Here is a 13,651-nt window from a genome sequence, read left to right on the forward strand (position 1 = left end):
CATTGCCGAAGAAAATAAAAAAAGGGGCAATGAAATTGCCCCGTAATATAGCCCAGCTGATTGAATACGCCTACTGCTGGTAATGTTATGTGCGCTTATTTTGACCAGTAAGCGGCTTTCGCTTTCTGCAGCTTCTCATAGGCCTTCAGCAGCGACTGATGCGCCGGGAAGGCTTTCAGATCGCTGTCAACAGCCTGCAGACCGTAGAACGGCTCTTCTCCGCTCAGCGCCGCGCTGGCCGCTTCTACCGCCTCGGCACCGTACATGCGCACAAAAGCATTCAGATACTGCAGCGGCTCACGATCCTCTTCCTGCGCGAGAAGCAGGAGGGTTTGCAGGCAGCGGTAATAGTTGGTGCGCTCGGCAGAGAAGACCGACTGGTTAAACTCCATGGTCCACTCGGTCCAGGCCAGGGCCTGATCCAGATCGCCGCCCGCCAGCGCCAGCATCGCTTTCAGCTCGCCGATGCGCAGGGTATACCAGCCGTTATCTTTGCCGGTCGCCAGGCCCAACAGCTCGCGTACGCGTGTGAAGTCATCGTGGCCTTCCTCGTCCAGCTGGGCGATCAGGTTCAGATAATCCTCTTTTTCCCATTCGCTGCCCGGCAGTGCCAGCAGAGTTTCACGCAGATGTGCGCCCATGCTGTTATTCGCCAGCCACAGATCTTCAGCAGGGTAGATGTCGGACATGCCAGGAACAATAATACGGCACGCATAGACGCCCAGGTGCTCGTAGTCAGCAATGTAGACTTCTTTATCTTCAGATTTGAAGATGGCCATCAGCGTGGCGAACTCTTCTTCCGTGGTACCGGCAAAGCTCCAGTCCACGAAAGGATAGTCGGCATCCTGTTTGAACAGATCCCATGAGATCAAACCGCTGGAGTCGATGAAGTGGGTTTCCAGATTGGTATGCTCAGCCACTTCTTCATCGTCGAACGTTGGCGGCGTAAATACGTCGAGGTCTTTCAGGCTACGGCCCTGCAGCAGTTCGGTCACGGTACGCTCCAGCGCTACGCCGAAGTCCGGATGTGCGCCGAAGGAGGCGAAGCAGGTGCCATTCGTCGGGTTAAACAGCACAACGCAGATAACCGGGTATTTACCGCCCAGCGAGCCGTCATACGCAAAGATTGGGAAACCTTCGGCTTCCAGTTTGGCGATGGATTCCACCACGCCCGGATAACGCGCCAGCACGTCCGCCGGAATTTCAGGCAGGCTGATGGATTCGGCAATAATGCGGTTTTTAATGTGGCGTTCGAAGACTTCAGACAGACCCTGCACGCGCGCTTCATTGCGGGTGTTACCGGCGGACATGCCGTTAGACACGTACAGGTTGCCGACGATGTTCATCGGGATATAGACGGTTTGTTCATCCGACTGACGGGTAAATGGCAGGGCGCAAATGCCGCGATCTTCGTTTCCTGACTGCAGATCGATCAGCATGCTGGCGGTCAGTTCGTTTTCGGGATCGTAAAACGCGCGCAGACGCGTATCCAGGATACCTTCCGGCAGTTCGTCATCTTCGGTCAGCGGGAACCATTTTTCATTCGGGTAGTGAACGAATGGGCCGTTAGCGATGGTTTCACCCAGCCAGAAATCGGCGAAGAAGTAGTTGGTGGACAGACGCTCAAAATACTCACCCAGCGCAGAGGCCAGTGCCGCTTTTTTTGTCGCGCCTTTACCGTTGGTAAAGCACAGGGCACAGTCTTTATCGCGAATATGTACGGACCAGACATGCGGCACCGGATTGAGCCAGGAGGCTTCTTCGATGTTAAAACCCAGGTCGGTCAGTTTCTGCTGGAAGCGAGCGATGGAATCTTCCAGGGCGGCGTCTTTGCCGGGGATAAACGTTTGAGTCATGGCGTTCACTTTTATCGTACGTAAAGCGCGCAATGATACGGGTTTTGCGTGACAGGTGCTATCTCCGGCGAAAATAAAAGACTGGGCTATGCTTACTGTCAGTAACTCACTGTTAAGGCATAGAAAAATGAAAGCATTCGATCTCCAGCGGATGGCGTTTGATAAAGTCCCTCCTGAATTTTTAGGCGAAGTGGCGCTGCGTAGTCTGTATACCTTCGTTCTGGTCTTCCTGTTTCTTAAAATCACCGGTCGTCGCGGCGTGCGGCAGATGTCGCTTTTTGAAGTATTGATCATCCTGACGCTGGGTTCAGCGGCGGGGGATGTCGCTTTTTATGATGATGTGCCGATGGTGCCGGTGTTTATCGTTTTTGTCTCACTGGCGCTCCTCTATCGCCTGGTGATGTGGCTGATGTCGAAAAGCGAAAAGCTGGAAGATCTGCTTGAAGGAAAGCCGGTCGTGATCGTCGAGGACGGTCAGCTGGCCTGGGAAAATGTCCAGAGCGCCAATATGACCGAGTTTGAGTTCTTTATGGAGCTGCGCCTGAACAGCGTGGAACAGCTCGGGCAGGTGCGTCTGGCGATAATGGAAACTAACGGGCAGATCAGCGTCTATTACTACGCGGATGAGGACGTAAAGCCTGGTCTCTGTATTTTGCCGGATATGCTGATCGAGCGTTTCAGGACGGTCCCCGAAGCAGGCGATTACGCTTGCGTAAGATGTAGCCATGTTGTGGCCATGAAGCCTGGCGATCGTCAATTATGCCCTCGCTGTGCAAATCCGGAATGGACGAAGGTTAGCCGGGCTAAACGGATCACCTGACAGCCATTTTGTCGGTTTTGCGATAGCGAGGCGGCAGATTGTTTTGTGTGACGCGGGGCACATTTCACCGGTCATTAGTTTTAGACATTGCGGCGCGTGTCACTGAATGATAAAACCGATATCCACAGTTATAACTTATGGCTTTTAGCGTGGTGAGGGGAAATGGCTCAAGTCTTTAATTTCAGTTCAGGTCCGGCAATGTTACCGGCAGACGTGCTTAAACAGGCTCAACAGGAACTTTGTGACTGGAACGGTCTGGGGACGTCGGTGATGGAAATCAGCCACCGGGGTAAAGAGTTTATTCAGGTGGCGGAAGAGGCAGAAAAGGATTTTCGCGATCTGCTGAATATTCCCTCGAACTACAAAGTATTGTTCTGTCATGGCGGCGGACGCGGCCAGTTTGCTGGCGTGCCGCTGAACATCCTTGGTGATAAAACGACGGCAGACTACGTTGATGCGGGCTACTGGGCGGCCAGTGCGGTGAAAGAAGCGCACAAGTACTGCACGCCGAATGTTATTGACGCCAAAGTGACCGTTGACGGTCTGCGCGCCGTGAAGCCCATGAGCGAGTGGCAACTCTCTGACAACGCTGCGTATCTTCACTACTGCCCGAACGAAACCATCGACGGTATCGCCATTGACGAGACCCCGAACTTCGGCAAAGACGTAGTGGTTGCCGCAGATTTCTCCTCCACCATTCTTTCTGCGCCAATTGACGTCAGTCGCTACGGTGTAATTTATGCGGGCGCGCAGAAAAATATCGGCCCTGCTGGCCTGACTATCGTCATCGTGCGCGAAGACCTGCTGGGTAAAGCGCATAAATCCTGCCCGTCGATTCTCGATTACACCGTGCTGAACGATAACGACTCCATGTTCAACACCCCGCCGACGTTTGCCTGGTACCTGTCCGGCCTGGTCTTCAAATGGCTGAAGCAAAACGGCGGTGTGGCGCAGATGGACAAGGTTAATCAGCAGAAAGCCGAGCTGCTGTACGGCGTGATTGATAAGAGCGATTTCTATCGTAACGATGTGGCGAAAGCCAACCGTTCGCGCATGAACGTGCCGTTCCAGCTGGCGGACAGCAACCTGGATAAAGTCTTCCTGGAAGAGTCCTTCGCGGCAGGTCTGCACGCGCTGAAAGGCCACCGAGTGGTGGGCGGCATGCGTGCCTCCATCTATAACGCCATGCCGCTGGAAGGCGTTAAAGCGCTGACCGATTTCATGATTGACTTCGAACGTCGCCACGGTTAATTGCGCTGTTTTCACCCCCGTAGCCCTGCTGCGGGGTTTTTATTATGTTGAGTTGAGATAAGTTTCATGGAATCCCTGACGTTACAACCTATCGCGCGGGTAGATGGCACCATCAATCTGCCTGGTTCAAAAAGTGTCTCGAACCGCGCTCTGCTGCTGGCAGCTCTGGCAAACGGCACCACCGTCCTCACGAACCTGCTGGACAGCGATGACGTGCGCCATATGCTCAATGCGTTGAAAGCGTTGGGAGTTCATTACACGCTGTCTGACGACCGTACCCGCTGCGAAGTGACGGGGAACGGCGGCGCGCTACGCTCGGCTGATGAGCTTGAACTGTTTCTGGGTAACGCGGGGACCGCAATGCGTCCGCTGGCGGCAGCGCTGTGTCTGGGCAGCAACAACATTGTCCTGACAGGCGAGCCGCGCATGAAAGAGCGCCCGATCGGCCATCTGGTGGATGCCCTTCGTCAGGGCGGCGCGCAGATTGAGTATCTGGAGCAAGAGAATTATCCACCCCTGCGTCTGCGCGGAGGGTTTACCGGCGGTAACGTCGAGGTTGACGGTAGCGTATCCAGCCAGTTCCTGACGGCGCTGCTGATGACCGCACCGCTGGCACCGCAGGATACCGTTATCACTATTAAGGGCGATCTGGTTTCCAAACCGTACATTGATATTACGCTGCATCTGATGAAGACCTTCGGTGTAGAGGTTGAAAACCAGGCTTATCAGCGTTTTGTCGTTCGCGGCGCCCAGCAATATCAGTCTCCGGGCCATTACCTGGTGGAAGGGGATGCCTCTTCCGCTTCGTATTTCCTGGCTGCCGGGGCGATTAAAGGCGGCACGGTGAAAGTGACCGGCATTGGCCGTAACAGCGTGCAGGGCGATATTCGTTTTGCTGACGTGCTGGAGAAAATGGGTGCCATTGTCACCTGGGGCGATGATTTCATCTCCTGTACACACGGTGAATTGAAGGCCATTGATATGGACATGAACCATATCCCGGATGCGGCGATGACCATCGCCACGGCGGCACTGTTTGCAAAAGGCACCACCACGCTGCGTAACATCTACAACTGGCGCGTGAAAGAGACCGATCGTCTGTTCGCAATGGCCACCGAGTTGCGTAAGGTGGGAGCTGAAGTGGAAGAGGGCGAAGACTACATTCGCGTTACGCCTCCGGCAAAACTGCAGTTCGCGGAAATTGGGACCTACAACGATCACCGTATGGCGATGTGCTTCTCGCTGGTGGCGCTGTCCGATACCGCGGTGACCATCCTCGATCCAAAATGTACAGCGAAAACCTTCCCGGACTACTTCGAGCAGCTGGCCCGCATCAGTACGCTGGCCTGATAACAGCGTGCCGCATCGCCCGATGCGGCATTTGCTTACGCTTCCTGACGTTCATTCACGCGCATTTCTTCTACACTCTGCTTCATTAATTCCCTAATTTGCACGCAAAGGTAACAGTTGCGCACGTTGGCGCGTATAATGCGCGGCGTTTATGTAAACGGTATGCCTTATTTAAGGAGAAAAAGATGACGGCAGTTGCCCCGGTAATCACCATTGATGGGCCTAGTGGCGCAGGGAAAGGTACGCTGTGCAAAGCGATGGCAGAAGCATTGCAATGGCATCTTTTAGATTCGGGAGCAATCTATCGCGTGCTGGCGCTGGCTGCACTGCATCATCATGTGGATGTAGCCTCTGAAGAGGCGCTGGTTCCGTTGGCGGCGCATCTGGATGTGCGTTTCGTGTCGACCGATGGCAACCTCGAAGTCATCCTTGAAGGGGAAGACGTGAGCGGCGAAATTCGTACGCAGGAAGTGGCGAATGCCGCCTCCCAGGTGGCGGCCTTCCCGCGCGTTCGTGAGGCGCTGTTACGCCGTCAGCGCGCGTTCCGTGAAGCCCCGGGTCTGATTGCGGACGGGCGTGATATGGGAACCGTGGTATTCCCTGATGCGCCGGTGAAAATTTTCCTTGACGCCTCTTCGGAAGAACGTGCGCAACGCCGCATGCTTCAGTTGCAGGAGAAGGGGTTTAGTGTTAACTTTGATCGCCTTTTATCCGAGATAAAAGAGCGCGATGACCGCGATCGTAACCGCGCCGTCGCCCCACTTGTTCCTGCAGAAGATGCATTAGTTCTGGATTCCACCAGTTTAACTATTGAGCAAGTGATTGAAAAAGCGCTACAATATGCGCGCCAAAAACTGGCACTCGCGTAATCGCGACCGATTTAGCAGTACCCCCGCTGCAATGGATTGACGGCGGGTATGTGAAACAACCCCATCCGGCACGGAGCCAGGTGGACGTTAATATTAACCTGAAGATTAAACATGACTGAATCTTTTGCTCAACTGTTTGAAGAATCCTTAAAAGAAATCGAAACCCGTCCGGGTTCCATCGTTCGCGGTGTTGTTGTTGCTATCGACAAAGACGTAGTACTGGTTGACGCCGGTCTGAAATCTGAGTCCGCCATTCCGGCAGAGCAGTTCAAAAACGCCCAGGGCGAGCTGGAAATCCAGGTGGGTGACGAAGTTGACGTTGCTCTGGACGCAGTAGAAGACGGCTTCGGCGAAACCCTGCTGTCTCGTGAGAAAGCTAAACGTCACGAAGCATGGATCACGCTGGAGAAAGCTTACGAAGAAGCTGAAACTGTGGTCGGTGTTATCAACGGCAAAGTTAAAGGTGGCTTCACTGTTGAGCTGAATGGTATTCGTGCGTTCCTGCCAGGTTCTCTGGTAGACGTTCGTCCAGTCCGTGACACCCTGCACCTCGAAGGCAAAGAGCTTGAGTTCAAAGTAATCAAGCTGGACCAGAAGCGTAACAACGTTGTTGTTTCCCGTCGTGCCGTTATCGAATCCGAAAACAGCGCAGAACGCGATCAGCTGCTGGAAAACCTGCAGGAAGGCATGGAAGTCAAAGGTATCGTTAAGAACCTCACTGACTACGGCGCATTCGTTGACCTGGGCGGCGTTGATGGCCTGCTGCACATCACCGACATGGCGTGGAAACGCGTTAAGCACCCAAGCGAAATCGTGAACGTGGGCGACGAAATCACTGTTAAAGTGCTGAAGTTCGACCGCGAGCGTACTCGTGTATCCCTCGGCCTGAAACAGCTGGGCGAAGATCCATGGGTAGCTATCGCTAAGCGTTACCCAGAAGGTACCAAACTGACTGGTCGCGTGACCAACCTGACTGACTACGGCTGCTTCGTTGAAATCGAAGAAGGCGTTGAAGGTCTGGTACACGTTTCCGAAATGGACTGGACCAACAAAAACATCCACCCATCCAAAGTTGTTAACGTTGGTGATGTAGTGGAAGTGATGGTTCTGGATATCGACGAAGAACGTCGTCGTATCTCCCTGGGCCTGAAGCAGTGCAAAAACAACCCATGGCAGCAGTTCGCGGAAACCCACAACAAGGGTGACCGTGTTGAAGGTAAAATCAAGTCTATCACTGACTTCGGTATCTTCATCGGCCTGGACGGCGGCATCGATGGCCTGGTTCACCTGTCTGACATCTCCTGGAACGTTGCAGGCGAAGAAGCAGTTCGTGAATACAAAAAAGGCGACGAAATCGCTGCAGTTGTTCTGCAGGTTGACGCAGAGCGTGAGCGTATCTCCCTGGGCGTTAAACAGCTCGCGGAAGATCCGTTCAACAACTGGGTTGCACTGAACAAGAAAGGCGCAATCGTAAACGGTAAAGTAACTGCAGTTGACGCTAAAGGCGCAACCGTAGAACTGGCTGACGGCGTTGAAGGTTACCTGCGCGCTTCTGAAGCTTCCCGTGACCGCGTTGAAGATGCCACTCTGGTTCTGAACGTAGGCGACGACGTTGAAGCTAAGTTCACCGGTGTTGACCGTAAGAACCGTGCAATCAGCCTGTCTGTTCGTGCTAAAGACGAAGCTGATGAGAAAGATGCAATCGCAACTGTTAACAAACAGGAAGATGCAAACTTCTCTAACAACGCAATGGCTGAAGCTTTCAAAGCAGCTAAAGGCGAGTAATATCAGGTTCTCAGCATCATTTGAGCTGTAACGCATTTACAGCGCGAAGGATGAGGAGCAAACTTGACAGATTGCAGGATCCGTCCTGTAATCAATAACAAAGGGCGGCTACGGCCGCCCTTGTTTAATGAGCTGTTCAGCTAATTGGTTTGAAAGGAACCGGAGGAATCATGACCAAGTCAGAATTGATTGAAAGACTTGCCAGTCAGCAACCGCATATCCCTGCCAAGGCAGTGGAAGATGCCGTAAAAGAGATGCTGGAGCATATGGCCTCCACTCTTGCCCAGGGCGAGCGCATTGAAATCCGCGGTTTCGGTAGTTTTTCTCTGCACTATCGTGCTCCACGTACCGGGCGTAACCCGAAAACGGGCGATAAAGTCGAACTGGAAGGTAAGTACGTTCCGCACTTTAAGCCAGGTAAAGAACTGCGCGATCGCGCCAATATTTATGGCAACTGAGTTTATCTCTTGGGGTAAACTGGGTTCGAAAGAAAGCACCTGCGGGTGCTTTTTTTGTGCTTAACGTTTTCGTTCTGAAGAGCTCCCGCATTTTTCATTTCCGTTTCTGCAAACGGATAAAAACAGTACGGCACGTGCTGTAAAACCTGGTCTTTCCACCTGACAACACGCTCTGCCTGCTTACATACTGCCATCCTGAAACAGGGAGGTAGCAATGGGCATACCCGCGCTGAGCATCTGCGCCATTCTGGCAATAACCCCTTTGCTCTGGTTACCTGAGCTGCCATCACGTCATCTCGTCTGGATAATGATTGTGGGTGGTGTCGTGCTGGCTGCACGGCGAAACGTACAACTGAAGTATGTGGGGATGGGGGTGTTATTTTGTGTATGGGGGATCCTGGCCGCACAGGAGAGCGTCTGGCCTATGGCGCATTTAACCGCGGGCGCGGTGCGGGCTGAGGTCGAGATCACCGCGACCGATGGCAGAACCCTGCTCCAGGGAAACATTCTCAGCGTGGATGGTCAACGCTGGTGGGCGTTCACAGGCGTAACCCTGTATGGCAACGATCTGCCACAGAACGTATGTGCCGGTCAGCGCTGGGCCATGACGCTCAGACTCAGGCCAGTTCACGGCGAACTGAACGACGGAGGCTATGATGCCCAGCGAAGCGCTCTTGCTCAACATCAAACGCTGAGCGGGCGGTTCACCCATGCGGAACGCGTCGATGGACGCTGCAGCCTGCGCGCGCAATACCTGATGTCACTGCGAAACCGGCTTTCTGCTTATCAATGGGGAGCGGTTATCCTCGGGTTGGGGATGGGGGAGCGTCTGGATGTCCCGCGGGAAATAAAAGATCTGATGCGAGAAACCGGCACGCTGCATCTCATGGCGATTTCAGGTCTGCATATCGCACTGGCAGCATCCATCGTCTGGTTACTGGCTCGCGGTTTCCAGTTTTTATTACCCGCCTATCGGATCCACTGGCAAATTCCTCTCCTGGCCGGGTTGGCCTTTGCCGCTTTTTACGCCTGGCTTACCGGTTTACAACCACCGGCAATGCGAACGGTTATCGCCCTTGCTGTACTCGCGACGTTACGTATTACGGCCCGTCAATGGTCTCCCTGGCAGGTATGGTTTTGCTGTATTGCGGCGATCCTGCTAAGCGATCCGTTAGCCGTACTGTCGCAAAGTCTGGCTCTGTCAGGGTTTGCCGTCGCTGCGTTGATTTTCTGGTTTCAGTGGTTGCCGCTTCCTCACTGGCACCGGGTTCGTCGGATACGACCACTCCTGAACCTCGTATATCTACAGGTCGGAATGTTGCTGCTGCTTATGCCGTTGCAGGTGCTGATTTTCCATGGGTTCAGCCTCTCGTCTCTCATTGCCAATCTCTTTGCCGTTCCCCTGGTGACATTTATCTCCGTGCCGCTGATCCTGCTCGGTATGTTGCTCCATCTGCTGCCGCTGGCGGCGGTAGAAAGTGCCGTCTGGTTTGCGGCCGATAAGTCGCTTGCGGGACTCTTCTGGCTACTGATGCGCCTGCCTGATGGCTGGCAAAATGTGGACCAACGCTGGCAGTACCTGTCATTGCTGCCCTGGCTTGCCATCGCGGGCTGGCGTTTTCGTGCCTGGAAAATCGTTCCTGCCGTTTGTCTGGCAGGAAGCGTCCTGTTGACATATCCCCTGTGGCAAACAACAAAAAGCGATAGCTGGACGCTACATATGCTGGATGTAGGGCAGGGGCTGGCTATGGTCATTGAACGGCAGGGAAAAGCCATTCTGTATGATACCGGGCTCGCCTGGCCGGGCGGAGACAGCGCGCAGCGGGTAATTATTCCGTGGCTTCGCTGGCATCACCTGCGGCCGGAAGGCGTCATTCTCAGTCATGATCACCTCGACCATGCAGGGGGCCTGGCATCGCTGAAAAAAGCCTGGCCTGAAATGTGGATAAGAAGCCCCTTACGTCAGGCAGGTCATCGCCCTTGTTTCCGGGGACAACGCTGGCAATGGCAGGGACTTACCATCACCGTTCACTGGCCACCAGAGAATTATCCCTCCCAGGGGAATAACGCTTCCTGTGTGGTAAAAGTTGATGACGGTGAGCAGAGTGTTCTGCTGACTGGGGATATTGAAGCGCCTGCGGAACAGGCTATGCTTAGCCATTACTGGCGTCATCTGAGGACCACGCTCATACAAGTCCCCCATCATGGCAGCAATACGTCTTCATCGTTGCCACTGGTACAGCGGGCGGAAGGGCAGATTGCACTGGATTCGGCGGCCCGCTACAACGCATGGCATTTCCCGTCGGCTAAAGTCGTGCGGCGTTATCGAAAAGAGGGGTATATCTGGCACGATACGCCTCATTCTGGACAAATATCGGTGACATTCTCGCAACATCACTGGCAAATCCGACGCTTGCGAGAACAAATTTTACCCCGCTGGTATCATCAGTGGTTTGGCGCGCCCGTAGATAACGGGTAGAATATGCGGCTATTTCAACAATGCTGGTTTTTTGAATGCATAACGACAAAGATCTCTCCACGTGGCAAACGTTCCGCCGACTCTGGCCGATGATTGCTCCTTTTAAAGCAGGCTTGATCGTGGCGGGTGTAGCGTTAATCCTCAACGCAGCCAGCGATACTTTTATGCTATCGCTTCTTAAACCGTTACTGGACGACGGTTTTGGTAAAACGGATCGCTCAGTGCTGCTATGGATGCCTCTGGTGGTGATCGGACTGATGATCTTACGCGGTATCACCAGCTATATCTCCAGCTACTGTATTTCCTGGGTATCAGGAAAAGTGGTGATGACCATGCGCCGTCGACTGTTCAGTCATATGATGGGCATGCCGGTTGCGTTCTTCGATAAACAGTCGACCGGAACGTTGCTGTCACGTATTACCTACGACTCCGAGCAGGTTGCCTCTTCCTCTTCCAGCGCGCTGATTACCGTTGTGCGCGAGGGTGCGTCGATTATCGGCCTGTTCGTGATGATGTTCTACTACAGCTGGCAGCTGTCGCTGATCCTTATCGTACTGGCTCCGGTCGTGTCCGTGGCTATTCGCGTCGTGTCGAAGCGCTTCCGTAATATCAGCAAGAATATGCAGAATACGATGGGACAGGTGACCACCAGCGCAGAGCAGATGCTGAAAGGGCATAAAGAAGTTCTGATTTTTGGTGGTCAGGACGTCGAAACAAAACGCTTTGATAAAGTCAGCAACAAAATGCGTCTGCAGGGAATGAAAATGGTGTCGGCCTCTTCCATCTCTGACCCGATTATTCAGCTGATTGCCTCACTGGCGCTGGCGTTCGTTCTGTACGCGGCAAGCTTCCCAAGCGTGATGGAGACGCTGACGGCAGGTACCATCACCGTGGTCTTCTCCTCCATGATCGCCCTGATGCGTCCGCTGAAATCCCTGACAAACGTCAACGCCCAGTTCCAGCGCGGGATGGCGGCCTGTCAGACCCTGTTCAGCATTCTCGATTCCGAACAGGAGAAAGATGAAGGCAAGCGCGTCATTGAGCGCGCGAACGGTGACGTTGAGTTCCGTAATGTGACCTTCACCTATCCTGGCCGCGAAACACCGGCTCTGCGCAATATCAACCTGACCATTCCGGCAGGAAAAACCGTTGCGCTGGTAGGCCGTTCCGGCTCCGGTAAATCGACCATTGCCAGCCTGATCACCCGGTTCTACGACATTGACGAAGGTGAAATTCTGTTAGACGGCCACGATCTGCGCGAGTATACCCTGCAGTCGCTGCGTAACCAGGTGGCGCTGGTCTCCCAGAACGTGCACCTGTTCAACGATACGGTGGCAAACAACATCGCTTATGCGCGCACTGAAGAGTACAGCCGTGAGCAGATTGAGAATGCCGCGCGTATGGCCTATGCAATGGACTTTATCAACAAGATGGATAACGGTCTCGATACCATCATCGGCGAGAACGGCGTACTGCTCTCCGGTGGTCAGCGTCAGCGTATCGCCATTGCCCGCGCGCTGCTGCGTGACAGCCCGATCCTGATCCTGGACGAAGCGACCTCTGCGCTGGATACGGAATCAGAACGTGCGATTCAGTCGGCGCTGGATGAGCTGCAAAAGAACCGTACCTCGCTGGTGATTGCGCACCGTCTGTCGACTATCGAGCAGGCTGATGAAATCGTCGTGGTTGAGGATGGGGTCATTGTTGAACGCGGCAGCCATGCCGATCTGCTGGAACACCGCGGCGTTTATGCCCAGCTTCATAAGATGCAGTTCGGCGAATGATTGCACGCATCTGGTCCGGTGAATCCCCGCTGTGGCTGCTGCTTCTGCCGCTCTCCTGGCTGTACGGCCTGGTGAGCGGTGCTATTCGCCTGCTTTACCGTCTGGGGCTGAAGCAGGCATGGCGCGCGCCGGTACCGGTTGTGGTGGTGGGTAATCTTACGGCGGGTGGCAACGGTAAAACCCCGGTGGTCATCTGGCTGGTTGAGCAACTGCAACAGCGCGGTATCCGTCCCGGCGTGGTGTCGCGAGGGTATGGCGGTAAAGCGGCGAAATACCCTCTGTTGCTGACGGCGGAAACCACGACCGCCGAGGCGGGTGATGAGCCAGTATTGATTTACCAGCGTACTGGCGCCCCTGTCGCGGTCTCGCCGGTGCGCAGCGATGCCGTCCGGGCCCTGCTTGCCGAACATGCAGTACAGATAATCATCACGGATGATGGCCTGCAACACTACGCGCTGGCGCGTGATAAAGAGATTGTGGTCATTGATGGGGTTCGTCGTTTTGGTAACGGTTGGTGGCTGCCCGCCGGCCCCATGCGAGAACGGGCTTCACGCCTGAAGTCCGTGGATGCGGTGATTGTGAATGGCGGTGAGGCAAAAACGGGCGAAATCCCTATGCACCTCCAGCCTGGCATGGCCGTCAATCTTGTGACGGGCGAACGTCGTCCGGTTTCTCATTTACCTGCGCTGGTCGCCATGGCGGGTATTGGTCATCCTCCCCGCTTCTTCTCGACGCTGGAACAGGGCGGTGCCCGGCTTGAAAAACGCGTTCCGCTGGCCGATCATCAGGCGCTGTCGGTGGAACAGGTTGACGCACTGACGACGCCCGGTCAGACATTGATCATGACTGAAAAAGATGCGGTGAAATGCCGTCTCTTTGCGAAAGATAACTGGTGGTATCTGCCGGTTGACGCTGAACTCAGCGGCGAGCAGCCGGAACACTTGCTCCAGGAACTGATGGCGTTGGTAAAATAAACGCTTACGCGGTTCTGGTGGCGCT

10 protein-coding genes are annotated in these 13,651 nt (G+C 54.4%); 9 read left to right on the top strand and 1 reads right to left on the bottom strand.

Translation table 11 applies throughout. The features are described from left to right. Nucleotides 1–95 precede the first annotated feature (95 nt). Nucleotides 96–1,856: a 30S ribosomal protein S12 methylthiotransferase accessory factor YcaO gene (ycaO, locus tag SP99_RS07345; protein ID WP_162185033.1), complete on the bottom strand. Its 1,761-nt coding sequence runs from the start codon at nucleotides 1,854–1,856 to the stop codon at nucleotides 96–98. Between the two features lie 127 nt (nucleotides 1,857–1,983). Between ycaO and SP99_RS07350 the strand changes: the two genes are divergently transcribed. From SP99_RS07350 to lpxK, 9 genes are all read left to right on the top strand, one after another. Next, nucleotides 1,984–2,676 carry a DUF421 domain-containing protein gene (locus SP99_RS07350; protein ID WP_025756012.1) on the top strand — a complete coding sequence of 231 codons (693 nt, stop codon included), beginning with the start codon at nucleotides 1,984–1,986 and terminating at the stop codon, nucleotides 2,674–2,676. Between the two features lie 162 nt (nucleotides 2,677–2,838). After that, nucleotides 2,839–3,927 carry a 3-phosphoserine/phosphohydroxythreonine transaminase gene (serC, locus tag SP99_RS07355; RefSeq protein ID WP_045284488.1) on the top strand — a complete coding sequence of 363 codons (1,089 nt, stop codon included), beginning with the start codon at nucleotides 2,839–2,841 and terminating at the stop codon, nucleotides 3,925–3,927. A 66-nt stretch (nucleotides 3,928–3,993) separates the two neighbouring features. Next, nucleotides 3,994–5,277: a 3-phosphoshikimate 1-carboxyvinyltransferase gene (gene aroA, locus SP99_RS07360; RefSeq protein ID WP_045284487.1), complete on the top strand. Its 1,284-nt coding sequence runs from the start codon at nucleotides 3,994–3,996 to the stop codon at nucleotides 5,275–5,277. 185 nt (nucleotides 5,278–5,462) lie between these two features. Then, a complete protein-coding gene (gene cmk, locus SP99_RS07365; RefSeq protein ID WP_013097305.1) occupies nucleotides 5,463–6,146 on the top strand; it encodes a (d)CMP kinase in 684 nt (227 codons plus the stop codon). Between the two features lie 111 nt (nucleotides 6,147–6,257). Continuing rightward, nucleotides 6,258–7,931 (top strand): 30S ribosomal protein S1, encoded by a 1,674-nt coding sequence (gene rpsA / locus SP99_RS07370; RefSeq protein ID WP_008499966.1) that lies wholly within the window; start codon nucleotides 6,258–6,260, stop codon nucleotides 7,929–7,931. Nucleotides 7,932–8,101: 170 nt separating this feature from the next. Continuing rightward, a complete protein-coding gene (gene ihfB, locus SP99_RS07375) occupies nucleotides 8,102–8,389 on the top strand; it encodes an integration host factor subunit beta (RefSeq protein WP_008499965.1) in 288 nt (95 codons plus the stop codon). Nucleotides 8,390–8,603: 214 nt separating this feature from the next. Then, entirely contained in the window at nucleotides 8,604–10,868 is a 2,265-nt protein-coding gene (locus SP99_RS07380; protein WP_047958156.1) for a ComEC family protein, read from the top strand. Between the two features lie 35 nt (nucleotides 10,869–10,903). Continuing rightward, entirely contained in the window at nucleotides 10,904–12,652 is a 1,749-nt protein-coding gene (msbA, locus tag SP99_RS07385; protein ID WP_047958157.1) for a lipid A ABC transporter ATP-binding protein/permease MsbA, read from the top strand. Further along, on the top strand, nucleotides 12,649–13,626 hold the full coding sequence (gene lpxK / locus SP99_RS07390; RefSeq protein WP_047958158.1) for a tetraacyldisaccharide 4'-kinase: 978 nt from the start codon (nucleotides 12,649–12,651) through the stop codon (nucleotides 13,624–13,626). Before msbA ends, lpxK begins: the two co-directional genes overlap by 4 nt. Nucleotides 13,627–13,651 lie beyond the last annotated feature (25 nt).

The organism is Enterobacter sp. BIDMC92 (assembly GCF_001030225.1).
GTDB classification, from domain to species: domain Bacteria; phylum Pseudomonadota; class Gammaproteobacteria; order Enterobacterales; family Enterobacteriaceae; genus Enterobacter; species Enterobacter sichuanensis.